Source organism: Nocardia asteroides (assembly GCF_900637185.1).
In the GTDB taxonomy this organism is placed as follows: Bacteria; Actinomycetota; Actinomycetes; order Mycobacteriales; family Mycobacteriaceae; genus Nocardia; species Nocardia asteroides.
In genome coordinates this window covers 392,344-417,008 of sequence record NZ_LR134352.1, presented here as the reverse complement: position 1 = coordinate 417,008, position 24,665 = coordinate 392,344, and the positions used below count along the sequence as shown (strand labels likewise).

Annotated in this window: 20 protein-coding genes; 12 read left to right on the top strand and 8 right to left on the bottom strand. The window is 70.2% G+C overall.

The window, feature by feature from the left end:
* Positions 1 to 3 precede the first annotated feature (3 nt).
* Positions 4 to 906 carry a bile acid:sodium symporter family protein gene (locus EL493_RS02105; RefSeq protein WP_036835427.1) on the top strand — a complete coding sequence of 301 codons (903 nt, stop codon included), beginning with the start codon at positions 4 to 6 and terminating at the stop codon, positions 904 to 906.
* A 44-nt stretch (positions 907 to 950) separates the two neighbouring features.
* Positions 951 to 1,088: a hypothetical protein gene (locus EL493_RS32155; protein WP_019049796.1), complete on the top strand. Its 138-nt coding sequence runs from the start codon at positions 951 to 953 to the stop codon at positions 1,086 to 1,088.
* Position 1,089: 1 nt separating this feature from the next.
* Here the strand turns inward: EL493_RS32155 and EL493_RS02100 are convergent, their stop codons facing one another.
* Positions 1,090 to 1,851 carry a PIG-L deacetylase family protein gene (locus EL493_RS02100; protein WP_019049795.1) on the bottom strand — a complete coding sequence of 254 codons (762 nt, stop codon included), beginning with the start codon at positions 1,849 to 1,851 and terminating at the stop codon, positions 1,090 to 1,092.
* A gap of 52 nt (positions 1,852 to 1,903) precedes the next feature.
* The gene (locus EL493_RS02095) at positions 1,904 to 2,764 is read right to left on the bottom strand and encodes a haloalkane dehalogenase (protein WP_019049794.1); all 861 of its coding nucleotides are present in this window, start codon (positions 2,762 to 2,764) and stop codon (positions 1,904 to 1,906) included.
* Between the two features lie 260 nt (positions 2,765 to 3,024).
* Between EL493_RS02095 and EL493_RS02090 the strand changes: the two genes are divergently transcribed.
* From EL493_RS02090 to EL493_RS02045, 10 genes are all read left to right on the top strand, one after another.
* Positions 3,025 to 4,092 carry a UbiA family prenyltransferase gene (locus tag EL493_RS02090; protein ID WP_126405523.1) on the top strand — a complete coding sequence of 356 codons (1,068 nt, stop codon included), beginning with the start codon at positions 3,025 to 3,027 and terminating at the stop codon, positions 4,090 to 4,092.
* 25 nt (positions 4,093 to 4,117) lie between these two features.
* A complete protein-coding gene (locus EL493_RS02085; protein WP_019049792.1) occupies positions 4,118 to 5,185 on the top strand; it encodes an aminotransferase class I/II-fold pyridoxal phosphate-dependent enzyme in 1,068 nt (355 codons plus the stop codon).
* Positions 5,182 to 8,406 (top strand): thiamine pyrophosphate-binding protein, encoded by a 3,225-nt coding sequence (locus tag EL493_RS02080; RefSeq protein ID WP_162178121.1) that lies wholly within the window; start codon positions 5,182 to 5,184, stop codon positions 8,404 to 8,406. Before EL493_RS02085 ends, EL493_RS02080 begins: the two co-directional genes overlap by 4 nt.
* A gap of 29 nt (positions 8,407 to 8,435) precedes the next feature.
* On the top strand, positions 8,436 to 9,146 hold the full coding sequence (locus tag EL493_RS02075; RefSeq protein WP_074965376.1) for a class I SAM-dependent methyltransferase: 711 nt from the start codon (positions 8,436 to 8,438) through the stop codon (positions 9,144 to 9,146).
* Positions 9,147 to 9,206: 60 nt separating this feature from the next.
* Positions 9,207 to 10,637, top strand: a complete 1,431-nt coding sequence (locus EL493_RS02070) for a cytochrome P450 (protein ID WP_126405521.1) — start codon at positions 9,207 to 9,209, stop codon at positions 10,635 to 10,637.
* Positions 10,638 to 10,671: 34 nt separating this feature from the next.
* Positions 10,672 to 11,298 carry a class I SAM-dependent methyltransferase gene (locus EL493_RS02065; protein WP_019049788.1) on the top strand — a complete coding sequence of 209 codons (627 nt, stop codon included), beginning with the start codon at positions 10,672 to 10,674 and terminating at the stop codon, positions 11,296 to 11,298.
* Positions 11,299 to 11,385: 87 nt separating this feature from the next.
* Positions 11,386 to 12,108 carry an ABC transporter ATP-binding protein gene (locus EL493_RS02060; protein WP_019049787.1) on the top strand — a complete coding sequence of 241 codons (723 nt, stop codon included), beginning with the start codon at positions 11,386 to 11,388 and terminating at the stop codon, positions 12,106 to 12,108.
* Positions 12,109 to 12,131: 23 nt separating this feature from the next.
* Positions 12,132 to 13,271, top strand: a complete 1,140-nt coding sequence (locus EL493_RS02055) for an ABC transporter substrate-binding protein (protein WP_019049786.1) — start codon at positions 12,132 to 12,134, stop codon at positions 13,269 to 13,271.
* 2 nt (positions 13,272 to 13,273) lie between these two features.
* Positions 13,274 to 14,083, top strand: coding sequence for an ABC transporter permease (locus EL493_RS02050; RefSeq protein ID WP_232017291.1), 810 nt, complete (start codon positions 13,274 to 13,276; stop codon positions 14,081 to 14,083).
* A gap of 373 nt (positions 14,084 to 14,456) precedes the next feature.
* Positions 14,457 to 15,125, top strand: coding sequence for a hypothetical protein (locus tag EL493_RS02045; RefSeq protein ID WP_022566655.1), 669 nt, complete (start codon positions 14,457 to 14,459; stop codon positions 15,123 to 15,125).
* 57 nt (positions 15,126 to 15,182) lie between these two features.
* On the opposite strand, the gene EL493_RS02040 is transcribed toward EL493_RS02045, so the two are convergent.
* The 6 genes from EL493_RS02040 to EL493_RS33465 form a co-directional block, all read right to left on the bottom strand.
* Positions 15,183 to 16,031, bottom strand: a complete 849-nt coding sequence (locus EL493_RS02040; protein WP_019049783.1) for an NRDE family protein — start codon at positions 16,029 to 16,031, stop codon at positions 15,183 to 15,185.
* A gap of 121 nt (positions 16,032 to 16,152) precedes the next feature.
* Positions 16,153 to 17,478 carry a trypsin-like serine protease gene (locus tag EL493_RS02035; protein ID WP_435826175.1) on the bottom strand — a complete coding sequence of 442 codons (1,326 nt, stop codon included), beginning with the start codon at positions 17,476 to 17,478 and terminating at the stop codon, positions 16,153 to 16,155.
* Positions 17,479 to 17,570: 92 nt separating this feature from the next.
* Entirely contained in the window at positions 17,571 to 18,932 is a 1,362-nt protein-coding gene (locus EL493_RS02030) for a S1 family peptidase (protein WP_019049781.1), read from the bottom strand.
* 117 nt (positions 18,933 to 19,049) lie between these two features.
* Positions 19,050 to 20,159, bottom strand: a complete 1,110-nt coding sequence (locus tag EL493_RS32150; RefSeq protein ID WP_019049780.1) for a hypothetical protein — start codon at positions 20,157 to 20,159, stop codon at positions 19,050 to 19,052.
* A 178-nt stretch (positions 20,160 to 20,337) separates the two neighbouring features.
* Positions 20,338 to 22,818 carry a LuxR C-terminal-related transcriptional regulator gene (locus EL493_RS02020; RefSeq protein ID WP_019049779.1) on the bottom strand — a complete coding sequence of 827 codons (2,481 nt, stop codon included), beginning with the start codon at positions 22,816 to 22,818 and terminating at the stop codon, positions 20,338 to 20,340.
* Positions 22,811 to 24,625: an Hsp70 family protein gene (locus EL493_RS33465; protein WP_022566654.1), complete on the bottom strand. Its 1,815-nt coding sequence runs from the start codon at positions 24,623 to 24,625 to the stop codon at positions 22,811 to 22,813. The genes EL493_RS02020 and EL493_RS33465 overlap by 8 nt, the downstream gene beginning before the upstream one ends.
* Between the last annotated feature and the right edge of the window lie 40 nt (positions 24,626 to 24,665).

Genomic DNA, 24,665 nt, shown 5'->3' with positions numbered 1-24,665 from the left:
ATGATGGGTTCGTCGAATTTCGCGGTCGTGCTGCCGCTGGCGCTGGTCCTGGTGATGTTCGGGCTGGGCCTGACGCTCACCCCGCGGGACTTTCAGCGGGTGATCCGTCATCCCAAGGCGGCGGCGATCGCCCTGGTCTGCCAGCTGGTACTGCTGCCCGCTGTCTGCCTGCTGCTCGTCGTCCTGTTCGGGCTGACGGGGGTGCTGGCCGTGGGCATGATGCTGCTGGTCGCCTCGCCCGGCGGCACCTCGGCGAATCTGTTCAGTCATCTCGCCGGCGGTGATGTGGCGCTGAATATCGTGCTCACCGCGATCAATTCGGTGATCGCGGCCTTTACGATGCCGATCGTGATCGCGCTGTCGGTGACCGCGTTCCTGGACGACGACGCGAGTGTCGGCCTGCAGACGGCCAAGCTGGTGCAGGTCACCGTGGTCGTGCTGGTGCCGGTGGCGGTCGGGATGTGGACCAGGCACCGTTTTCCCGGCTTCGCCGAACGCATGGGCAAGCCGGTGAAGATCGGGTCCATGGCGGTACTGGTGATGGCGGTGGCCGTGGCGGTCGGCTCCGAATTCGACACGCTGCGAGCCAACTTCGGCCGCCTCGGGCTGATCACCCTGCTGCTCTCGGTGCTGAGCCTGGCGATCGGGTATTTCGTGCCGCGCTGGTTCGGCATCGACATCCGCCAGGCCATCGCCTCGGCCATGGAGATCGGCATCCACAACGCGACGCTCGCCATCGCGGTCGCCGTGTCCGCACTCGGCAGCGAGGCCATGGCCGTGCCCGCCGCCACCTACGGCATCGTCATGGGCATCCCCGCCGCGATCGCGGCCTACCTGCTCGCCCGCCGAGCGAAGCCGACCACCGAACCGACGGATACCCGCACCCGCACAGAGCTTCTCGGCTGAACGGCCGTCGGACCGCGCATGCCGCGGGCGCGAACACCACCGACGTGCTGCGGCTGGCGTTCGCGGTCACCTTCGCCGACGCCGAGACGGCCACCTACCAGCCGCTACCCGGTCATGACTGCCTTCCGATGCGGGTCGGTGAGCCGATCGATCCCGAACGCTATCCGCGCGTGGGGTCGTGAGCTAGTCCTGGTCGGCGTCGGTGAAGAACTCCGGGGGCGCCTGGAGGTCGTGGGCGCGGAAGAGGACGGCGTGGGCGACGCCCATGGCCTTACCGCTCATCGCGGTGAATTTGGGGATGAAGTCGGCGGGGGCGGGGTGGCCGGGCAGGGCGGCGAGGTATGCCGCGTGTGCTTCGAGGGAGGTGATGCCGCGGCGCAGCGATTCGCCCGTGATGTCGACGCCGTGGGTGACGGTGGCGCCGGCGAAACCCGGGACCAGGTACCAGCGTGGGGAATGCGGTTCCAGGCCTTCGTCGTCGATCTGTTCCGGGAAGACCCAGCGGTTGCCCGCGTCGCGCATCGCGTCGAGGGTGGCGAGCCCGGCCGCCCGGTGGTCGGCCTGGTCGAAGCCGAAGGGCGTCTCGATGTCGTAGCCCATGCCGAGCACGACGTCGGGCTGGAACCGGCGGATCTCGCGGCAGATGTCACGGCGCAGGTCGAGGCCGTAGACGAGCACGCCGTCCGGATGCTCGAGCACGGTCAGCTGGTTGACGCCGACGGCGGCGCAGGCGGCCCGCTGCTCGGCGAGGCGCAACCGCGCGGTCTCGGCGGGCGGGTTCGGCATGCCGGCCTCGCCGCGGGTGAGCAGCAGATAGCCGACGTCGATGCCACTCGCGGTCCAGCGCGCGACAGCCGCGGACGTGCCGTACTCCATGTCGTCCGGGTGCGCGACGACACAGAGCACCCGGCGGAAGGATTCCTCGGGAAGGGCGGGCAATGTCATGCCCGCCATCCTCGACGATTCCGGCCGGGCGGAACAGGCCGACGCGGCGCGATCACGGAAATCGTTTCGCGATCGCCTCCGCGATCTCGTCCGGTGCGTGCTCCTGGATGAACTGCTGCGCCCGCGGCAGCTCGACCACCTCGACATCGGTGAAGACCGAGCGCATCCGCGGGATGTGCGCCTTCGGGCGGTACACCATGTCCCGCATGCCCCACACCAGCAGCGCCGGCTTGTCGGCGAGGATGGCGGGCACGTCGCGGGACAGCTTGTCCAGCAGGGGACTGGCGTCGCGGATCTCGCGGGCGATCACACCGAGCCCACGGCGGGACTCCGTGGTCGGCTGCACCTTGCGGTAGTGGTCGATCTCGGCCGGGCTGAGCGTGCGACCGAGCTCGGAGAGCAGGACCCGCTCGACGAGGAAGTTCTTCTCCAGCACCCGGCGCTGCATCGGCGGGGTGCGCATCACCCGGCTGAAGATCCGGTTCGCGCGCGCTTCGAGGGGCCAGAACAGGGTGTTGCCCAATACGATTCCGCGCACCCGGTCGGCCCGGGTGGTGATCGCGCCGAGGCCGATGGGGCCGCCCCAGTCGTGTCCCATCATGACGAAGCCGTCGAGTTCGAGGTGATCGATGAGCTCGCCCAGGATCACGGTGTGTTCGGCGACCGTGTAGCCGTAATCCGCCGGCCGTTCCGACAATCCGAACCCGAGGTAGTCGATGGCGATGCACCGGTACCGGTGGCGCAGCTCCTTGATGACGTGACGGTAGAGGAAGCTCCACGTCGGGACGCCGTGGCAGAACAGGATGGTCGGCCCGGTCCCCTCGTCGATGTAGTGGACGCGGCCGGCAGACGAGTCGAACCAGCGGGACTCGAAGGGGTACAGATCCGGGTCGGGAACGAAGTCGATCAGCATGGGATGAAACCTCTCTGCGAGACAAGACCGCACCTGATATACCCCGCCCTCGGAGAATAGCGCGAATCGCCGCTGTTCGAGATCGGCGAAGTGTGTTCAACCGGCGAAAGGCGCAGTTGGACAGATATCCGCACACCGCAGATCTCGGGTATGGTCGCACCAGCCGCCACTTCCGCGGCGTGGCCGCAAACGGGGGATGCAAGCTCGGTGTTTGTGGGGTCCGGGCGTGCACTATTGGAACTGCGCATGACGAGTGGGCTGTGATCGTGACTGGAACAATTTCTAAACCGACGCTCGAAGAATTTCTGGACGAATCGGCAGACAAGAGAATTGATTGGGTGAACTCGTCCGACGGGTTCGCCACCAGCCTTTCCGAACGTATCGGGCTGTTTCTGTCGTTCGCCCGCCCGCGTACCTGCCTTCCTGGGATGCTGGCGTTCTATCTCGGCTGCACCCTGCTGGGTCTGCCGCTCGATCTCGACGTCCTCATCGGCCTCCTGATCACCTTTCTGTACAGTGCGGTCGCCAATCTGTTCAATGCCTACTCCGACATCGCCGAGGACAACCAGAACATCCCGGCCCGGCTGTACCTGCTCGGGCTGTACGGGCGCAAGCGCCTGCTGCGCAGCGCGTACGCGGTGTGCGTGCTCATGCTGGCGGCGGCGGCCCTCGTCGGGCCGGTATTCGTGCTGCTCACGGCGGTGTGTGTCGTCATCGCCCACCAGTACTCGCTGCCGCCGTTCCGGGTGAAGGCGCGGCCGATGCTGTCGCTCGGCCTCTTCGCCCTCGACGTCGCCTTTCCGTTCCTCATGGCGCCGGCGATCTCCGCCGACGGTCCGGCCGTCGCGGGCAACTGGCCGTTCCTGCTCATGGCTGGATATTTGTTCCTGTGGTTCGTGGCCAAGGGGCTGGTAAAGAACCTGCCCGATTTCGAGGGGGATCGGGAAGCGGGTCTGTCGACTTCCGCGACGATCAGTGGAACGCGGCAGCGGGCGGCGATCGCGGCGGCGGCCGGAACGGCGCTGGTATATCTGGCGCCGCTTTTCCTGGTGGCCTGCGGGCAGTATTCGGAGAGATACCTGATCACCCTGGTGTGGTTCCCGGTGGTCTGTTTCCAATGTGCGCGCATGATCATGCGGGACGACAATCAGTCGGCGAACAATATGCTGCGTTTCGACATGATCGTCTCGACCGGTTATCTCTCGACGTGGGTATTGCTCGCGGATACCTCGCTGGCATCGCTGTGCGTGGTCGCCGGGTCGCTGGCGGTCATCTTTCTCATGGATGCGCTGAAACTCGATACGCGGAAAAAAGAAGACATCGGGTGACGGGCCGATGGAAAGGGTGGCGGAAATGCGTGACGCAGTCTCGTTGAACGAATATCGCTCGGGCGAGGAAGCCGATACCTCGGCGGTCGCGATCGATCTGTCGAACAATGCGCTGCCGTTCGCGCCGTTGCCGAGTGTGCGCACGGCGATCGCGAACGAGGTCCAGCACGCGGCGGCCTATCCCGCCGCCGCGTACGGCACGCTGCGTTCCGCGATCGCGCGCTTCGCCTGCTGCGGAACCGATCAGGTGGTCGTGGGCCCCGGCAGTGTGGGTGTACTCGGTTACCTGCTGCGCTGGGTGGCCGGGCACGGAGGCCGCGTCGTCTTCGCGGTCCCGGCCTTCGATGCCTATGAGCGGGTCGTCATCGGTGCCGGCGGGGTGCCGGTGCCTGTGGCCGGAACGCCGAGCCGGTGGCAGCCGCTGGAGTCGATGGTGACCGCGGCGGGCGACGACGCGGCCGCGATCCTGATCTGCGCGCCGCACAATCCGACGGGGGAGCACGTCAGCCCCGACGAAGTCGAGATGGTGCTGGCCCGCGTTCCCCGGCACACAGTCGTCATCGTGGACGAGGCCTATATCGAATTCGATCGCAACAACGATCCGGCGGCCATTCTGCGGATGACCCAGCGATACGCGAATCTGGTTGTGCTGCGGACTTTCTCGAAGGCCTATGGCCTCGCGGGTCTGCGCGTCGGATACGCGGTGGGACACGCGGACCTGATCGGCGCCTGCCGGAGCCTGGCGATGCCATTCGGGGTCAATCGGCTGGCCGTGGCAGCCGCGGTCGCATCCCTGGATGTGGTCGACGAACTCGGCGGTCAGGTGGATTCGGTGGTTCGCGCGCGATCGGAATTCCTCACCGCGATTCGCGGCCGCGGCATCGACCTGGCCGATTCGTACGGAAATTTCGTGTGGGTGCCGATGGAATCCCCGGCGCCGCTCGTCGAGCATCTCCGCGCGTCGGGGATCGCGGTCCGGTCCTATCCGGACGCCGGAGTCCGGATCACCGTTCCCGCCGTCACGCATATCGCCGAGGTCGTCGACGTACTCGCGGATGGATACAGCCGAGTGGAGGCACTGTCATGCAGATGAACACCAACCTGGGCGCCGACCTGCTGGGGCGCCCACGGTTCGCGGACGCCCTCGTGGACCGCCTGATCGGCAACGATGTGCGCTACCTCTTCGGTATGCCGGCCGAATCGGTGAACTGCCTGGTCGACGCCGTCGGGCGCCGTTCGGAGATCGAGCTGATCGCGGTCCGCCACGAGAGCGCGGCGTCCTGGATGGCCGTGGGCTACGCGCAGGGCTCGGGCACGGTCGGCGTCTGTTTCGGAACGGCGGGACCGGGGGCGACACATCTGCTGCCCGGTGTCTACAGCGGGCTGTACGACCGGCTCCCGGTGCTGGCGATCTCCGGCCAGGTCGCGCGGGCCGAGATCGGGACGCGCTCGTTCCAGGAGATCGACTCGGCGCGGCTGTTCCGCGACGGGACCTGGCGTTCGTCCGACATCGTCTCGCCCGACCAGATCGCCGTCTTCGACCAGCTGGTGCTGTCGGTGCGGCTCGAGCAGACCTCCGCGCACGTCGCGGTGCCGTCGGATGTGCTGAACTCGCCGGTCGAGCGGATCGACCAGGTCAGCCCGTACCGGGTGGGTTCCACGACCGCGCCCGAGGTGGACAAGAAGCGCATCGAGGACCTCGCCGACTACCTCTGCGCGACACCGACGGCCATCGTGCTCGGCGCGGGCAGCCGCGAGGTCGCCGACTGCGCCCACCTGCTCGCCGACGCGCTGGGCACCTCGCTGACGGCACTGCCGGAGTCGGGCATCCCGGAGTGGTCCGTGGAGGGTGTGACGGCGCCGTCGGACGCGCACAGCATTGTGCTGATCGGCAGGCCGACCGCCGGTGTGGGACGGTTCTTTCCGTCGGCGGATCTCGTACTGGAGATCACCGATCTCGCCACCTCGGGATTCGACGAGGGCCGCAGGCGGATCGGTGTCGCGGGCGAGATTCCGCTGGTGGTGCAGGCGCTGGCCGCGGCCGTGTGGAGCCGACGGTCGGGTGCGCCCGCCGCGAACACCGCCGAGGCGCCGCGGGATTCGGTCGTGCCGGACGGCTGGGCGGTGCTGGCCCAGCAGATCGCGGGTGAGCCGGTCGCCGTCGACCCGGGGACGACCCGGCGGCTCGCGCGGAAGTACCTGGGCGAGCACACGGATATTCGCACCTCGTGGAATCTCGAGGCCGAGGGGTCGGCGCTGCCGATGGCGATCGGTCTCGCCCTGGCGACGGATCGACGCGGTTACGCCGTCACCGATCTCGCCGCGCTGGACCAGTACATCTCGGAGCTGTCCACCGCCGCGCGCTACGCGGTGCCGGTCACGGTGGTCTGCCGGGCCGAGTCGGAGGACACCGTGCGTGATCTGGCGCGCGCCTTCAACGTCGCCGGGTATTGGGCGGGCGACGCGGTCGAGCTGCGGGCGCGGCTGGCGGAGGCGGCAGGCGGGCACGGGCCGGCGCTGATCCTGACGTCGGCGCTGGCACCGGACGCCGACGACCGGACCGCCCCGTGCGCCGATGTCGTCGAGTACGTCCGCGACCTGTTCACGGCGGCCGCGACCAAGGGGATCGGCTCGGCGTACCTGTCCAGGAACAGCCATGCCGCGCTCGGTATGTCGGCCGGCTCGGATCACGGTGTCGACCTACACGTCGTCGCCGATATTCAGGCAGCCGCGATGCGGGCCACCGCGGCCTTCAAGGCCGACGGCACCACGGCCTGCGTGCTGGTCACCTCTCCGGCGGAGCTGCTCGCCCAGCTGAACGGGCTCTACGACGCGTCGTTCGACAGCGCCTCGGTCCTGTTGATCTCCGTGGAGACCGATCGCTGGCTAATGGACGCGGCCGACGTGCTGGCCGAAGTCGCCGCGATCTCGGTGGTCCTGGACGGCACCGGCAAGGATCCGGCGCGGGTACGCGACGCCTTGGCGACCGTCACGGGCGGCGGCAAGGGCGTGACGCACATTCACGTGTCCCAGGCCGCGCTGGCTGCGGGCGACAGTGCCGCTCTCGTGGAGATCGCCCGTATGCCCGGGGTGCCCGCGTCGCTGCTCGGTCTGCCCGGAGCGACGACGGCCGCGCCGGAAGAGATCGTGCGTGCGGCGAAGCTGATCGCGGGCGCCGGGGAGGTGTCGATCATCGTCGGGCGTGGGGCGGCGGGGGCGCGACGCGAACTCGTGGAGCTGGCGGCCCGCCTCGGCAGCCCGCTGTACTGCACGATGGGCGCGCTGGCGGCGAATGTCGTCGGGGAGCACTGCGCCGGCCTGGTGGGTACCTCCGGCAATGACGATGCGATGCAACGGATTCGCACCAGCGAGCTCGTCATCGTCGTCGGGGTGTCCTGGCGCGGTTCGGCATTCGAGATGGTCGGGCACAACCCGGTGATCTCGGTGAACAGTGATCCGCTGACCTTCCTGCGCCTGCCGCCGGACTCGGTCGGCCTGCTCGGTGATGCCCGCGAGACGCTGGAGGCGCTGGTCGGGCTCGTCAGCGAGGACCGCGCCGTCGAGGCCGCCGCCGCACCGCCCCGCGCGCGGCGCAGGGGGCCGCGCGAGAGTTCCCGGCGCCTGCGGGCGGCCACGGTCGCGCGGGTCATCGACAAGGAGCTGGCCCGGACCGAGCGGGCCGCCACCCTGAGCGTGGACGTCGGCATCAACACCCTGTGGGCGTACCGCCATGTGCGGTCGGCCCGGCGCTACCTGTGGACCGCGTCGTTCGCGACGATGGGCTTCGCGGTACCCGCCGCGGTCGATGTCGCACAGCGCAATCCGGCCGAGGTGTCGGTGGCCATCGTGGGTGACGGCGGGATCGGCATCACCCTGGCCGAACTCCGCAACGCCGCGGCGGTGGACTCGACGCTGGTGATCGTGGTCTTCAACAACAGCGCGCTCGCGGCCATCAAGTTCGAGAGCTGGATCATGGGCTGGCCGGACCGGTCCTCGGCCTTCGAAGAGGTCGACTTCGCGAGTTTCGCCCGGCATTGCGGTCTGCCCGCGGTGACGGCGAGGACCTCCAAGGAATTCGGCGCCGCCTTCCGCGCGGCGCTGGGCGCCGACGGCCCGATGCTCATCGACGCGCGAGTGCCCGCCGAGGAAGCGCCCGTACTGGCCGGGCGCGCGCACATCCGCCAGTTCGCCGGCCTGCTGGCCGGATGGATGCGCGACGGCAAGAGCGCCCGCGGCGGCGCCTGGTCCACCCTGCTGGCCTTCGGCGCCGAGAAGGCCGTCCGGCTCGTCCGCGGCCCGGAGCAGGGCCGATGAACAGCACTCAGACGCGAGGAGAGATCGCCATGGCCGGGACACGCCCCGCGACACCGCAGGCAATGTTCACCAAGATCGCGCCGCGCTACGACCTGGTGAATTCACTGCTCACCCTGGGCGGTGACAAGCGGCTGCGCCGCCGGGCGGTGCGGACACTGCGGCTCGGGTTCGGCGCCGAGGTGCTCGACATCGCCGCGGGCACCGCCGAAATCGGGTCCGCCATCGCGGCGGTGTACGAGGATCCGGTCTCCTACCGCGCCGTCGACCTCAACGAGCAGATGCTCGCGGTCGCCGAACGCAAGTTCGCGCGACTGCGGCGCAAGCGGCCACGCAACGACTACCGCTCATCCCTCGGCAGCGCGGAATCGCTGGACTTCGCGTCGTCGAGTTTCGACGCCGTGGTCATGTGTTTCGCGCTCGACGACATGGACGACCCGGCGGCCGCGCTCGCCGAGACGGCCCGGGTGCTGCGCGCGGACGGCAAGTTCCTGCTGATCGAACTCGCGATGCCGGACAGCCCGCTCCTGCGCGGCATCCTGAAGTTCCGGCTACGGGTGATCCGCGCGGTCGCGGCGGTGGCCCGCATGGATTCCGTCGCCCACATGACCCGGGAAGTGGAGCTGGATCGCGGTGCCGAGCACACGGTGGTCCGCTGCGAACACGCCGGCTTCGCGGTGGATTCGGCGCAGCGGCACCTCGGCGGCCTGGTCCGCGCCTATGTGTTCCGGAAGGCGGCCTAGTGCTGCCCGCGGCGACCACGACGAATCTCTGACAGTCCACCCGTAAGGGAAAGGTTTGTGATGTCCGAACAATGCCCGCACGCCACGGCGCAGAAGGTGAAGGCTCCCTCCGTCACCGGAATTACCAGCCGCAGGCTCTCGAATACCCATCTGCCCGGACCGCCCGGCCACCGGGTGATGGGGTCGTACCCCGAATACGCGAAGGACCGCAACAAGTTCCTGCGCGATGCCGTGCGCCAGTACGGCGACGTCGTCCGGATCAAGCTGCCGCTGCGCGACCTGGTCGTGCTGGGCAACCCCGACGACGCGCACCAGGCCATGGGCGACACCTCCGGCGAATACAGCAAATTCGGCAATTACCACCCGGCGCTGGCCAAGCGGCAGAACGGGCTGTCGTTCATCGAGGGCGACCTGTTCCGTGAGCGCCGCCGGATCCTCAGCCCGCTGGTCACCCGCGGCGGGCTGAAGAGCACCTTCCACGCCAACGCGGAGGCCTATCTCGAGAGCCTGGACGCGAACATCGCCGCGGCGACGAACGCCGACGGCATCACCGACCTGCAGGAGGCGATCTTCCAGACGCTGCTGCGCGGCGTGCTGAGGCAGACCTTCACCGAGCCGTTCACCGCCGAGGAGATCCACGATCTGCACGACGGGCTCTCGACCTTCACGAAGTTCCTCGGATCGACGCTGAAGATCGCCGATCCGCCGAACCTGGTGCGCCCGTGGGGCCGGTACAAGATCCGTCCGTGGGCCGTGTACTCGGCGGGCAAGATCGTCAAGGACCGCGTGGTCGAGCGGCAGAACTCGCCGTCGCTGGGCACCTACGGCGACGTCTTGGACGGCATGCTGGTGGGCTACAAGAAGCTCAAGAACCCGATCAGCTTCTGGGACTTGTGCTTCGACGTGGCGACGATGACCAGCGCGTCGTACGGCACGACCGCGGGCGCCATCACCCAGACCGTCGTACGCACCTGCCTCGCCGAGGAGGCGAAGGTGCGGCTGGTGGAGGAGAGCGACACCGTCGACCTGTCCCAGCCCACCGTCGATTCGATCCGCACCATGCGCTGGGTGAAGGCGTGCTTCGAGGAATCGATGCGCATGCAGGGACTCCCGCTGCTGCTGCGGTTCACCGCGGAGGGCGCCAGCTTCCAGGGCTACGACATCGCGCCGAACACCATGCTCGGCGTGCCCATTTCGACGATCCACCGGGACGAGCGCTGGTGGAACGATCCCGACACGTTCGACCCGGAGCGCTTCTACGACCACAGCAAGCGGGTGGACGCTCCCCGGCTGCTGCACTACCTGGCCTGGGGCGCGGGCCCGCACCGCTGCACCGGCGCCCAGCTGGGATATCTGATCGCGCCGTACCTGGTGGCCTTGATCTTCAACCGGTACAAGATCGAACTTCCGCCGAACTGGAAGCTGACCGAGGATCCCGGCCTCGCGCCGATGATCAAGGGCGGATTCAACGTCCGAATGACTCCCCGATAATTTGCCCGACCGACGAGAAACCTGAGAGATTCGAATGAAATTCGCAGAGCGGTACGATATTGCGGCCCCGATCTACGACCGGACGGCGTGGGTTCTTTCCCTGGGCGGCATCGACAAACTGCATCCGGGTCTGGTCGAGGGTCTGGACCTGACCGGTAAGAAGGTCGCCGACCTCGGATGTGGTACCGGCCTTGCCTTTCCGGCGCTGCTGTCGGCGGTCGGCCCGACCGGACATGTCATCGGTGTGGACAACAACGCCGCCATCCTCGCCAAAGCCCAGAAGCGGGTGGACGAGAACCACTGGCCCAATGTCACGCTGGTGACCGAGGATATCGCCGAACTGCCGGTGAACCGCGATGTCGATGTGGTGTTCAGCTGCATCGCCATGAGCTGTGTGCCGCATCCGTCGGAGAAATTGGCCGAACTGCTCGCCAATCTCGAATCCGGCACCCTGGTGCGGATCATCGACGCGCTGCCGCGCACCACCGGGCTCAGCAAGTACCCGATCAACGGATACAACTTCGTGAAATCCGGCATCGTCGGATCGCATTTCCGGGAACTGCACCCGTTCGCGCAGGTGTTCCGCGATCAGCTGAGCGATGTCGTCATCGACAGTCTGCACGGCGGGATCTACACCCGGCTGACCGGCGTCAAGGCCTAGACAGCGACAGGCACATCGCGCGCACCGACGCTCCGGGGTCGGTGCGCGCGGCCGTCGGTGCGGAACAAATGTGGTGGAGGTGCCGAAATGACCATCTGTGAATTGCGGGTCGAAGGCGGAAGTAAGACGTTCGGCGACAACACCGTGCTGGACGACGTGGACATCGCGGTCGACCGCGGCGAGTTCCTCACGGTGCTGGGGCCGAGCGGCAGCGGCAAGTCGACGCTGTTGCGGGTGCTGGCCGGCCTGGAGCAGCTGACGGCGGGCACGATCACCTGGAGCACGGACGGCGCCCGGCCGCGCACCGGTGTGGTGTTCCAGCAGGCGCTGCTGCTGCCGTGGCTCACCGTCATCGAGAACATCGCGCTGGCGAGCCGCTTCGCCGCGCACCGCCGGGAATTCGACCGGGAGTATCCGGAAACCCTGCTGGCGCGGTTCGGGATGGGCGAGCTGGCCCAGCGGTACCCGGGCGAACTGTCCGGCGGTCAGGCGCAGCGGGTCGCGGTCCTGCGCGCCGCCGCGACCCGGCCGCGACTGCTGCTGCTCGACGAGCCGTTCAGCGCGCTGGATCCCGCCACCCGCGTCGACCTGCAGCGATGGCTGGCCGAGCTGGTCGCCGAACTCGCGGCGACGGTCGTGCTCATCACCCACGATGTGGACGAGGCGATCGGGCTCTCGGACCGGATCGTGCTGCTCGACCGGGGCCGGATTCGTCGCGAGTGGCGCGAGGTGCGCGACGGCGGCGACGCGACGCTGCTGCGCGGGGAGATCCTCGGGCAGTATCACCCGGACGAGGTCGTGGTGCCGTGAGCGGTGTTTCGAGACGGCACCTGATGACCGGTGCGGCCGGTTTCACTGTCGCGGCCGGGCTCTACGGCTCGGCCGAGCTGGTCCGCAGCGCGGCGAGCGCCGGGCAGCGGCGCGAGAGCGCCCTGCGGGTCGGCTATCTGCCGATCACCGACGCGGCGCCGCTGCTGATCGCGCACTCGGCGCACCTGTATCCGCCGGGGTCGGTGAGCAGCGCCAAGCCCGTCATGTTCCGGAGCTGGTCGGGGCTGGCGGAGGCGTTCGTCTCGCGTCAGATCGACGTGGCGCACCTGCTGATGCCGATGGCGATGCAGCTCCAGCACGCGCTGGGCTCGGGCGTGCGGGTGCTGGGCTGGAACCACACCAACGGCTCGGCGCTCACCGTCGCGCCGGACATCACCGACCTGGACCAGCTGGTCGGTACCCAGGTCGCCATTCCGTTCTGGTGGTCGATCCACAACATCGTGCTTCAGCAGCTGTTGCGCGCCAGGAGGATCACGCCGGTGGTCCGCCGCACCGCGTCGCGGTCGCAGCGCACGGTCGAACTCGTGGTGATGAGTCCGTCGGACATGGTGCCCGCGCTGGCCAACCGGTCGATCTCGGGATATGTGGTGGCCGATCCGTTCAACGCCATCGCGCAGATCAAGAAGATCGGCCGGATCCACGTGTTCCTGGGCGATGTGTGGCGCGAGCACGCCTGCTGTGTGCTGGTCACCCGGGACGACGTGATCGCCGGGCGCCCGCAGGCGGTCCAGGAACTCACCGACGCGGTGGTGTCGGCGCAGGCGCGGATCAACAGTGATCGCGGCCGGGCCGCCGAAGCGCTCACCTCCGGCAGTTATCTGCCGCAGCCGCTGCCCGCCGTGCGTACCGCGCTCGCCTATCCGAATCCGCCCTATGCGTTGCAGCGTCCGGAATGGTCGCCCCAGCTGGTGGGATTCCAGCCGTATCCCTATCCGAGTTTCACCCGGCGCCTCGTCGAAGCGATGCACGACACCGTGGTCGACGGTGATCGCGGTTTCCTGGACAAGCTCGATCCGGACCGGGCGCACGCCGAGCTGGTGGACGACACCTTCGTGCTGAATTCCCTGGCCGCGCACGGCGGCGCGCGAGCTTTCGGGCTGCCCGCCGGCCTCGACCGAACTGAACAGGTGCACCTGCTGTGACTATTGCTTCCTCCGCCCGTTCGACAACGGATGTCCGGACCGCGTCCCGATCGCTGGTGGCCAGGCTCTGGCCGCCGGTGCTGGCCGTGGCGATCACCGTCGGCCTGTGGTGGACCGCCACGACCGTGCTCTCGCCCGAGCATTCGCTGCTGCGCAAGACCGCGCCACAATACGTCTTCCCCGCGATAGCCGAACTGTATGAGCGCGGTGTGCTCGTCTCCGACGCGGGAATCAGCCTGTGGCGGTTGCTGGTCGGGCTGGCCGTGGCGACGGTGATCGGCGTGCCGGTGGGGCTGCTGATCGGCCTGAGTACGCGGCTGGAACAGGCGAGCTCACCCGTGGTGCAGTTCCTGCGGATGATCTCGCCGCTGTCCTGGACCCCCATCGCCATCGCCGTCTTCGGGATCGGGAATCAGCCGGTGTACTTCCTGGTCGCCGCCGCCGCGGTATGGCCGATCATGCTGAACACGGTGGCCGGGGTCCACGCCATCGATCGCGGCTTCCTCGACGTCGCGCGGTCGTTCCACGCGACCCGCGCGGAGCAGCTGCGGGTGGTGATCGTGCCCGCGGTCCGCGACCACATCCGGACCGGGCTTCGGCTGGGCCTCGGTACCGCCTGGATCGTGCTGGTGCCCGCCGAGATGCTCGGTGTGCGCTCGGGGCTCGGGTATCAGATTCTCAATGCGCGCGACCAGCTCGCCTACGACCAGGTCGTCGCCGTGATTCTGGTGATCGGCGTGCTGGGTTTCGCGGTGGATCTCCTGGCGAGCAGGTTGCCCGGGCGGGCGCTCAACGGTCGTGCTGCTTCATAGCGGCCGTGCCCCGGGAAAACAACTGTGATGTATATCACCACAATGTTTGGACGCAGACCGCTGTTGTTCGCAGGTGGACACCGTAAATCGCAGGTGAAATGGGTTGAAGCCGAAAATTGGCCGACAAAGTCGACTGAGATTCCTTCTGGCCTCCCAGGTTTCGGTCCATTAAGCTCCAGCTGTTCTGTCTGCTGTGCCGGTCTTCACACTGCTCGGGGAGAAGTAAGGGACACCTCACGGTGTGTTCCTGCTTGACGAGTCTCGCGTGTCGCGGATCGCACGCCGCACCACACCTGATGGATTGGAACCCTGAATGAACTTCCGTAGGACCACTGCGGCTGCCGCGCTGGTTATCGGTGCAATGACCGTGTCCATGGGGACTTCGCACGCCGAGGAAGCCCCGCAGGACATCAAGTACTCCGTCAAGCTGGTCGACAAGACCGTCGTCGCGACCCTGCAGAACGGCACGTTCTCGCTGGTGGAGCAGGACGGCGAGACGCCGGAGGCGCCCAAGACCAAGGTCGCCGAGATCAAGGACAGTCGGGGGGCTGTCGTGATCTCGCTGCCCATCGACTACACCATCGGTGGCACCGACATCCCGATCAAGTCCGAGGTCGACAAGAACGCCTCGACCCTGTCGCTGACTCCGGAGAAGCCCGCCGGTGTCGAGATCAGCCGCGACCAGCTGGCGCCCTCGCCGGTGCTGAAGGCCGCCCCGATCGCGTCGGTTCAGGAGAACCAGCGCGCGATCAACGACTTCTCCGGCAAGTTCAGCATCGGTACCGCCATCGGCACCTTCGTCGGTACCGCGATCGGCGCGCTCGTCGGCTGCGTCATCGGCGGCATCATCATCCCGGCCATCGGCTGCATCCCGGGCTTCGGCACCGGTGCCGCGGTCGGTGGCATCCTCGGCATGGTCGCCATCGGTGGCCCGACGATGGCCGTGGCCGGCTTCGAGCTGCTGCAGGTCATCCAGGCGCCGGACGGCACCACCGCGTGGGCCGACAAGCCGCAGGCGGCCGCCGCCGCTCCGGCGAAGTAAACCCGCTTTCATTACCGCGAAGGCCCCGCTCCGATCCGGAGCGGGGCCTTCCGCGTGTCAGGGCACGGCGACCACACCAGACAGTGTTTCCGTGCCCTCGACGGCCCCGTGCCGCCCGAAGGTGTGCTCGGCCATGGTGAAGTGACCGTCCTCGCGGACGAGCAGGACTGTGCTCGCCCTGGTGCCGTGCAGGTCGTGGGCGACGAAGCGGGCCGAGACGGCGCGTTCGAACTCTAGCGGGATGCCGGTGCGCGGCAGCAGGTCGTCGGTGGCCTCGGTGCGGTCGGCGAGCAGGGCGAAATAGTCGTCGACCGAATCGGGTGCGGTGGCGACGATGTCGCGCAGGCCGGCCAGGCCGGTGTCGATCTTCGGCCAGGACGGTGGCGCGCCCGCACCGACGACGGTCGCGGCCTGGGGATCGCTGTGGATGGATCCGGGCAGCGACGCCAGGTGCGCGGCATTGGACAGCGCGTGCAGCCCGGGCGACAGTTCGAGCGGGCCCGCGCCGCTGCGGTTGGACTGCCACCACAGGCTTCGCAGATCGCTGACCAGCAGGTTGTAGCCCACGTACGCGTCGGGTGCCGCGGCGATCCCGGCGAGATAGGCGGCGGGGGTGGCGGCGCCGCGCAGGTAGTCCATCAGCAGTGCGCCCCGGGAACGCGGCCGGGCCGGGGTGTCCTGGGGATTACGGACATTGGTGACCGCGGCGAAGCGCGCCGCGTCGGTGCGCAGACCCAGCCAGGTGCCCGGCGTCGGCGCGCCGAGATCACGACCGGCCAGCAGCCCGGGCTCGCCGGGCCAGCGCCGCAGCGACTCGGTGGGGCGGGTGTAGAACTCGTCCCGATTGGCGGCCACGATCAGCCGGTACTCCGGGTGCGCCCGCCACGCGAGCAGAACCAAACACATGCCTCCAGCATGCGCGACAGCGCGGCGGGGCGGTACCGAACCACCCCCGGACGCGGAAAAGGCCGGTAGCGCAACGCTACCGGCCTTTTCCAGGCTGCTCAGTGCCGAGGGGAAACCGCGATCAGTTGGTACGGACCGCCAGACCCGGGTTGTCCGACAGGACCACGCTCAGCGGCTGCGCGAACAGCTGCGGGACGTCGCCGGTGATGGCACCGATGATGTTCGGGATCTCGCAGATCGGGTAGTCGGCGACCGACGACGCGCTGGAGATGCCGAGCGCCAGGCGACCGGTCACGATCGCGCCGCCCGAGTCACCGGGCAGGGCGCAGATGTTGGCCGAGAAGCTCTGGGTGAGCTGACGGTCGCCGACCTGCACGGTCTGGTCGACGCCGTTGATGATGCCGCAGCTGAAACCGGTGCGCGAGCCGGACTTGCAGACCGGAGCGCCGACCACCGGGGTGGCCACACCGTCGACCGCGATCGGGGCGTTGCCCGGGACGCGGACCAGGTTGTTCTCGAACCGGGCACGCGCGTTGTCGTTGACCCGGATGATCGAGTAGTCCTGCTCGCCGAGCACCGACTTCTGGAAGGTGCCCAGCTGGGCGCCCGCCTTGTCGCCGTTGAGCTCGTAGACGGCCGCGGCGCTGCCGGTGCCGGCCGAGCCGATGTCGGGGTTGCAGTGGCCCGCGGTGATGTTGATGACGTTGCCGCCGCGGTCGGTGCCGTTGAAGCCCAGCGAGCAGCGCAGCGAGCTGCGGCCGACCACCGAGGCGTAGCCGTCGCCGCCGGCCAGCGCGCCGTTGCCGTCACCGGCCACGGGGGTGGCGGTCAGGTCGACCCGCTCGCCCGCCACCGGCGGCGCGGTGACCACGACGCGGGACGGGTCGATGAAGCTGGGCAGCGGCAGACCGGCCTGGTCCACGCGCACCGCGATCGCGTTGTTCACCGGATCGATGACGACGCCACGCACCAGGGCGGCGACCTCCGGCGGCGCGGCGGCCAGCCAGTTCTCGAACGCGGTCTTCTCGCCGCGCAGCGCGGACTCGCTCTTGGCGACGTTGCGGACCTCGAAACCGGCCGAGGACGCGGCCTCGCGGGCCTGGTCGGCGCCGGGGCCCTGGGCCAGCGCGACGACGGCGTTGCCCGCGTCGTTGAGCCAGGCGCCGGCGAAGGCCTGCGGGAACTGGCGCTGGGCGGTGGTGGAGAACGCGGCGACCTGCTGCGCGACATCGGCGCGGCGCAGGTACTCCTCCGGCGAGATCTTCAGATCGCGGGTGACGGCCTGCACCAGCTGGGCGGGCAGATCGGCGGCGGGTTCGGGCTGCGCGTCGGCAACCGCCATCGTGGGGCCGAACAGCAGAATCGCCGCAGACGCGGCGATCACGGACTTCCGAGCTCTTCTCGAGCTTCGCGCGGACGGGGTGCGACCCATACGTGGCAGGAGCATGATCGAACTATATGGGCTCACGGGGGTTATGCCTACTCGGACCGGGCAAGAGATTTCGCTCACCCGGTCCGGTTCGGCTTCTCGGGGCTGATTCAGCCCGCGTTCGGCTTGGTGCGCACCGCGATTCCGCTGCCCAGACCCCCGCCGGAGGTGGCCTCGATGTCGGCCAGGATCGGCCGGATCGGCACGCCGAGCGAGGCGGTGCCGCCGTACGGGGCGAGTTGGGTGTTGGCCTCGGTGCAGTTGGGCGCCTCGGCGGCGTTGGAGCCGCTGGTGATGCCCAGCGCGAGGGTGCCGGTGACGATCGCGCCGCCGCTGTCGCCGCCCAGGGTGCAGGCGGTGCTGGCGAAGCCGCGGATGGTCTTGCTGACGCCCTCCGCCGTGAACAGCTGCGTCTCCACCCGGTCCGCCGAGACGAAACCACAGGTGAACGTGGACGATTGACCAGTTTTGCAGACCGGGGCGCCGGTGACCGGGTCGGCCGTGCCGGTGATGGCCAGCGTGGTGCCGTTGGCGCCACGCACGCGCGGCTGGTCCATGCCCGCGTTGACCGCGCGCTCGTTCAGCGAGATGACCGAGTAGTCCAGCGCCGCGGGCCCGCCGAGCACCGACTTGGCGAAGGCCCCGACCTCGGGGCTGTTCGGGATGTCGCGCACGTTCGGCACGTAGACCGGTGCGGTGCCGCCGTTGTCGATGTTCGGGTTGCAGTGGCCCGCCGAGATGTTGAGCGCGTTGCCCGCGGCGTCGGTGCTGTTGAAACCGAACGAGCACACGTCGACGCCGCGCAGGGTCGCGTCGTGCAGGTCCTTGGTGGCGGTGATGTAGGTGTCGCCGCCCATCGGCTTGCGCTCGACCGGACCGCCGCCGCCGGGGGAGAGCACCACCTTGATGGTGGCGATCAGGGTGGGCAGGTTCAGCAGATGGCCGGTGCCGGTGTTGGCGATGTTGAGCACCAGCTGGCTGTTGAGCGCGTCGATGGCGACCGAGCTGATCGGCTCGGAGATCTCGCGCGGCAGGCTCGCGATCCACTGACTCAGTTGCAGCAGCGCGCCTTCCAGGCCGCCGGCCGAGATCGGGGCGAGGTGGGTCTGGTACCCGTCGGCCGCGGCGATCTTGCCGGTGTCGGCGTCGGTGACCGCGACGACGGCCTTGCCCTCCGGCGTCATCCAGGCACCGGCGAAGGTGTCGGGGTGCTCGGAGCGGAAGGTGGTCGCGTAGTCGCGCAGCTGCTGGGCGCGGGCGGCACGGTCGAGATATTCGGTCGGGGTCATCCCCAGATCCCGCGAGATCGCCGTCACCAGTTCGGCGGGCAGCGCGTCGACGGAGAGCTGCGCCGGCGCGGCGGGCTCGGCCGAGGCGATACCGGAACCGAGTAGGGGTGCCAGGAGAACGGTCGCGGCGAAACCGGCGGAGGCTGCCTTGACCGCGGCGCGACGCGCCACCAACTTGCGCATGAAATCCCTTCGTCGCACGAGTGACCGAGGCCACCGCCGGCGGCAGTGATGTCGGTCAGCGCATCACTCTAGGGCACGGGCGCGCAGCGGGCGCGGTTACCGTACCCCCGCATCGGATCAGCCCCAGCCCGGAATCGTCGGGGGCGACGGGAGATAGCCCGGCGGGTAGGTCTGGAACGGCAGCAACGGGCGGGTCGTGCTGCGGCCGGGGGTGGTGGACGGCGCGGTGGTGGTCGGCTCCGGTGTCGTCGTCGGGGGTGCTTCGGTGCTGGTCGACGGCGTGGGTTCGGGGCTCGGCTCGTCGGTCGTGGTCGGTGCGGGCCGGGTGGTCGTCTCCGTCGCGGGCGGTGGCGGCGGGGCGACGGGCGTCGGGCTCGGTTGGCCGGTGGGCGATTCCGGGCGCGCGTCGGAGATCGACGGCGCCGGGGTCGTCTCGTTACCGCTCAGCACCACCGACACCGCGACACCGCCGAGCAGCAGTCCGATGAGCGCGGCGGCGGCGATCAGCAGCGGGGTCCTGCTGCGCTCCGGCGTCGGCTCGGCGGTCGCTTCGGCGACCGGCGGCACCGGGAGCGCCATCGCCTTCGTCGGCTGCGCCGTCGCCGGGATCGCGGCCGAATACGCCTGCGCGGTCGCGGCCGGCCGGGACAGCGCGGGCATCACATCGGTGGCGACCATGGCGTTCTCGGTGACGATCGGATCCGGCGGGGTCGCGCCCGCCGGTGTCGCCAGCACCGCGACCAGCGCGGCCTGGGCCGCCGCCGTCGCGTAGGAGAGGCCGGGGTCGGCGCCCGCGGCGGGCTGGGGCAGCTCGTCCTCGCCGAGCAGCGCCACCGACTTCAGGCCCAGATAGTCCAGGGCCTCGCGGACACCGCGCACGATCTCCGGCGTCCAGGCGGCCGGGTGGGTGGCGTAGAACTCGGCGGGGCCGCTGAGGTGTTCGGTGGTGAGGTCGATGAGGCAGAACATCGCCGTCGCGAGCAGGTCCTCGGCGCGGTAGGCCTCGCCGCCGTCGACGTCGATACCCGCGGGATCACCGATCGCGCGGACGAAACCGGAGATCGAGTGCACGTGTCCGCTCGGGGCCGGGCCGCCGAGCGCGGCGTCGCCGTCGTCGGACATGTGCAGCAGCGACTCGCGGGCGATGCTGCGCACCGCGCCGTCCTCGGTGACCACCGCGGCGATGCACTCGTCATCGGCCATGCGCAGGCCGACCCCAGTGGCCATCCGGTTTACCTCGCTTCGGGCGACGACGACGGTCCGCGCCCGAGCTTCACCAGCGGCGAACCATGTCCTCCGGCGCGGAGCACTGACAATAGTTCCGATCGTGCGCGCGCGCCGATCCGCGTCGGATCCGCGCGACGTGATGCTCTCCGTTTTCGGCCGAAATGTACAGCCCGTCGACTCATACCAGCAGCGAACCGTGGCCCATCGCACGCAACATCGACAGCAGCTCCGAGCGCGAACGTGCGCCGAGGCGACGTCGGATCCGGGCGACGTGATGCTCCACGGTCTTGGCCGAGATGTAGAGCCGGGCGCCGATCTCGCGGTAGGTCAGCCCGAGCAGCACCAGCTCGGCCACCTCCCGTTCGCGATCGCTGAGCGTGGCGGGCTCGGCCGCGTGCGGCGCCGGTGCGGCCGGTGTGTGCGCGGCGGGCGCGGGGACCGGACGCGGTTCGACGGGCTGGGCCTGGGCACGCACCGAGCGGGCGAGTTTGAGCAGCACCGTCGCGGTGGTGGAATCGCCCGCCGCGAGGGCGGCCTCGCTGGCCAGCCGGGCCGCGTCCCAGGTGAGGCCGAGTTCGGCCAGGGCCGACACCGCGGCCTGCACCTCGGCCGCGGCCACCTGCCCGCGCAGGACCAGCACCCAGGTGCGGCCCGCGTCGGCCAGGGCGGCGGCCTGCTGGTCGCCCGCCTCGGCGGCCACCTTCAGCGCGTTGGCGTGCGGCAGGAGATCGCGCGGCGATTCGTCGGCCAGCGCCGCCTGCACGCCGTACCAGTGGAACGAGTTGGCCCAGGCCGGCGCCCGGCCGAGCTTGCGCAGCAGCGCCCGCGCCGCGTCGACGAGCGGTTCGATCCGGCGCGCGTCGCGCAGGCGGAGCCCGGCCAGCCACAGCTCGCCGATCGGCAGCAGGCTCAGCAGGTCGGCTTCGAGCGCGTCGAACAGCGGGCAGGCGTCCTGCCAGGCGCGTGCCAGGGCCGCGTGATCGCCGCCGCGACGCGCCAGGCCCACCGCGAGGGCGTGCGCCAGGAGCTGATCGCGCGGTTCGAGCGCGGCGATGTCGAGCTCGTCGAGCAGGGCGGTGGCGCGACGCTCGTCGCCGCCGAGCAGCGCGGTCCAGGCCGTCAGCACGCGGAGCTGGCCGCTCTCGCCGGTGGTGTGGCGCAGCGCGTCGCCCGCGCGGCGCGGGTCGCCGGTGCCCAGGCACAGCAGGGTGGCGATCGAGACGGCCGAGCAGGGCAGGTAGCGGTCCTCGCCGGTGCCCGCGTTGCCCGCCTGGATCAGCGCGGAGATCGCCGCCGAGGTGCCCGTGCCGTGCGGATCGAGCGACTCGTACAGGGCGTTGGCGATGAGCCGCGCGCCCGCGTCGGCCTCGGTCGGCGGCCAGTGCTGCGCGGTCTCGGACATGCGGGCCGCGCCCGCGACATCGCCCGCCAGGGTCAGCACCGTCGCGGCGGGCGCCCAGTCGGCGCCGACACGGTCGGGTCCGAGCCACATGTACAGCCCGGCCGCGCGGCTCACCAGGCCACGCCGGGTGAGCACGCCCGCGCAGATCCGCACCGCCGAGACCAGCTCGGCATGCGCGGCGGTGTTCGCGGTCAGCAGGGGTTCGGCCAGCCGCAGGGCGGTGTCGGAGTCGCCCGCGACGGCGGCGGCCTCGGCCCACCGGACCGCGATCGAGTCGACGGGCGCGCCCGCGGCCGCCGCGGCGGCGTAATAGCGCGCGGCCTGCCCGGACTTGCCGGCGGACTGGCAGAGGAACTCGGCGAGCCGGTCGTCGACGACGCCCGACTCGGCCAGCAGCAGCGCGGTGCGGTCCCGCAGCAGACCCGCGTCCAGGCGGGTCGCGAGCAGCCGGCGCTGCACCGCGACGTAGCGCCGGTCGCCGAGCAGCCGCCGCAGCGGGCCGACGGCGGGCGCGAGGAGCAGGTCCGCGTCGGTGACCAGCGCGCCCGCCCTGACCCGATCGATCAGCTCCTGGGCGGTGCTGTTGTCGACGCCGAGGATCTCGGTGAGCTCGGTCGCGTCCAAGCCGGTGCCGGTGGCGGCGACGACGAGAGTTTCGAGCAGTTCGGGTTCGACGGTGTCGAGCAGTGCGCGCGTCCACGCCACGACCGCCTGTTCCACCGCGGTCGCGCCCAGGTCGAGGCTGGTCGAGCAGGCCGCGGTCAGCGCCGCGACGACGCCGCCGGGAACTCCGGCGGTGAGCTGGTGGATCTGCAGCGCGATCGGCGGGGCCACCGCCATCCCGAGCTCCCTGGCGAAGGTGGAGATGTCGCCGCTGCCCAGCGCGCGCAGTTCCACCGTGCGGCCGCGCCGGGCCAGCGCGTCGGTGAGGGCGCGTAGTCGGGCGTCGTGCGGGCGTGGCTGACCGGCCAGCACCACCGAGCGCCCGGATTCGACGGCCGTGGCCAGCGCGCGCAGTTCGGCGTCGCCCGCACCGTGGACGTTGTCGAGGACGAGCACGCCGTCGCCGTCGTCGGCCGACTCGGCGACCGCGATCCCGCGTCCACGCAGATGCGCGCGCACCGCGTTGAGCAGGACCGATTTGCCGGTCGCCGCTCGCCCGCGGATCAGGATCTGGACCGGCTGGTGGTCGACGGCGTCGAGCTCGCGGAAGACGGTCCGGGCGTTCGGGAAGGTATCGAGGGCGATGTCAGCCACCGATACCTCCCAGCACCTGGCCGGGCAGCTGCGTTCCCGACTCGAGCGTCTCGTCGACCGCGCCGCCGACGCCGTCGAGCAAGCCGCCGGGGTCGACGGTCACATTGGGGAGCTGCGGGCGCGGGGCGGGGGAAGGCGCGGGTGCGGGTGCCGGAGCGGGCGCGGGCGCCGGAGCCGGTGCGGGAGCAGGGGCGGGCGCGGGCTCTTGCGGAGCGGGTGACTGGCCACCCTGCGGAGCGGCCGGGGCGGGTTGTCCGCCTGCGGGTGCCTGGGTGCCGGCGGGTGCCTGCGTGCCCGGCGTGCCCGCCGGAGCCTGCCCGTTCTGCGTCGGCGCGCTGCCGGGGGTGCCGGGAGCCGGTGTGCCGGCGGGGGCGGCGCCCGAGGGCGCGACGGTACCGGGGGCGCCGGGCTGGGACGGATCGGCGACCGTCGAATCGGTGCCGCCCGGCGTTCCGGACGCACCGCCGGTCGAGGCGACGGCGCCGGGCACCACGCTCGTCGGGGTGGCCGGGTCCGGGGTGGAGGAGGGCTGGGTGATGCCGCCGATCGCGAGGGTGCCGGTGGTCACCGCGGCCATGGCCACGGCGGCCGCCGCGACGATCGCGGCACGCTTGGCGGTGAACATCCGGGTCCGCGCGGGCTCGGCCTGCGGCAGCGCCGGCTCGGTGACCAGCGGCGCGGGCGGCGGCGTCCGCGGGTCGGCGACCGGGGTACGCGGCGCCAGGACCGGAATGGCCTCGGTGGGTACCGAGACCGCGGCCACGTCCAGGGCGATCTCGGCCGCGCCGTGCGCCGCGCACGTCGACGGGTCGGCGCAGGCGGTGACCGGCAGCCCGAACTCGCTGGAGATCAGCTCGGCGACCAGGGGGATCGCGCCGCCGCCACCGGCCAGCAGCACCCGGCTGACGTCGGCGGTGGTGAGCCCCGCGCGCCGCACCGCGTCGCTGAGCAGGCTCATCGAGTCGAGCAGCAGCGGACGCAGCAGGTCTTCGAGTTCGCCGCGGGTGAGCCGCACCTGTTCGGTGCGGACGCCGGGCAGCGCGCCCACCGAAACGACGGTCGCGGTAATTCTGGAAAGTTCTTCTTTCGCAATTCCGCAGCGCGTGCGCAATGCCGCCAATTCCCGTTCCACAACCGGGTCGAAGGGATCCAGATCATTTCCGTCGAGCGCGTTTGCCAGGACGTAGCGCATCGTCAGCAGGTCGAATTCCGAGCCCGCCACGGCGGTGCTGTGCAGTGGGGTGCCGAGCAGTCCGGCCTGCTCGCCGGTGCGTAGCAGCGTCACGGTCAGCCCGCTCGCGCCGAGGTCGTAGACGGCCAGGGCGCCGTCGTCGAGCAGGCCGTTCTCCATCTCGTAGCGGCGCAGCGCGGCCAGCGGCTCCGGCACCAGCGTCACCTCGGGCAGGCCCGCGCGCGCGAGCGCGTCGCGCAGGGTCTCGACGGTCTGCTCCGGCCACCACGCCGGGCAGCAGGCGACGATGCCGGTCTGATCCGTGGACTCCGCTGCGGCACCGGCCAACTCGGTGGCCAGGGCGCGGGTCGCGGTGGCGACGAGGTCGGCCGCGTCGTGCTCGGAACCGTCCGCTGCCAGCAGTTCCACCGGGTCGCCCACGCGTGACAGATAGTCGTCGACCAGCACGCCGCGCGCGTGCCTGGTCGCGTCGGCGAAGCCCACCGAGCCGTCGGCGCCGAGTAGCAGGGCGCTGCGATGCGAGGCGAAGGTGGTCTCGACGCCGTCGGACGTCGTGGCCGCGGCTGTCGAATTCGCCGCGCCGACAGTGATGCCGAGCGCCAAACGCTCTGTCATGGGACAACCTCGTTCGCAGGACTCTGGGGGACGTATACGT

Excerpts from the sequence above, each read along its gene's own strand:
- EL493_RS02085 (WP_019049792.1), top strand. The coding sequence starts at position 4,118 with ATGCGTGACGCAGTCTCGTTGAACGAATATCGCTCGGGCGAGGAAGCC.
- EL493_RS02095 (WP_019049794.1), bottom strand. The coding sequence starts at position 2,764 with ATGCTGATCGACTTCGTTCCCGACCCGGATCTGTACCCCTTCGAGTCC.
- EL493_RS02105 (WP_036835427.1), top strand. The coding sequence starts at position 4 with ATGGGTTCGTCGAATTTCGCGGTCGTGCTGCCGCTGGCGCTGGTCCTG.
- EL493_RS02070 (WP_126405521.1), top strand. The coding sequence starts at position 9,207 with ATGTCCGAACAATGCCCGCACGCCACGGCGCAGAAGGTGAAGGCTCCC.
- EL493_RS02100 (WP_019049795.1), bottom strand. The coding sequence starts at position 1,851 with ATGACATTGCCCGCCCTTCCCGAGGAATCCTTCCGCCGGGTGCTCTGT.
- EL493_RS02065 (WP_019049788.1), top strand. The coding sequence starts at position 10,672 with ATGAAATTCGCAGAGCGGTACGATATTGCGGCCCCGATCTACGACCGG.
- EL493_RS32150 (WP_019049780.1), bottom strand. The coding sequence starts at position 20,159 with ATGGCCACTGGGGTCGGCCTGCGCATGGCCGATGACGAGTGCATCGCC.
- EL493_RS02045 (WP_022566655.1), top strand. The coding sequence starts at position 14,457 with ATGGGGACTTCGCACGCCGAGGAAGCCCCGCAGGACATCAAGTACTCC.
- EL493_RS02075 (WP_074965376.1), top strand. The coding sequence starts at position 8,436 with ATGGCCGGGACACGCCCCGCGACACCGCAGGCAATGTTCACCAAGATC.
- EL493_RS02040 (WP_019049783.1), bottom strand. The coding sequence starts at position 16,031 with ATGTGTTTGGTTCTGCTCGCGTGGCGGGCGCACCCGGAGTACCGGCTG.
- EL493_RS02060 (WP_019049787.1), top strand. The coding sequence starts at position 11,386 with ATGACCATCTGTGAATTGCGGGTCGAAGGCGGAAGTAAGACGTTCGGC.
- EL493_RS02035 (WP_435826175.1), bottom strand. The coding sequence starts at position 17,478 with ATGCTCCTGCCACGTATGGGTCGCACCCCGTCCGCGCGAAGCTCGAGA.
- EL493_RS02080 (WP_162178121.1), top strand. The coding sequence starts at position 5,182 with ATGAACACCAACCTGGGCGCCGACCTGCTGGGGCGCCCACGGTTCGCG.
- EL493_RS02030 (WP_019049781.1), bottom strand. The coding sequence starts at position 18,932 with ATGCGCAAGTTGGTGGCGCGTCGCGCCGCGGTCAAGGCAGCCTCCGCC.
- EL493_RS02055 (WP_019049786.1), top strand. The coding sequence starts at position 12,132 with ATGACCGGTGCGGCCGGTTTCACTGTCGCGGCCGGGCTCTACGGCTCG.
- EL493_RS33465 (WP_022566654.1), bottom strand. The coding sequence starts at position 24,625 with ATGACAGAGCGTTTGGCGCTCGGCATCACTGTCGGCGCGGCGAATTCG.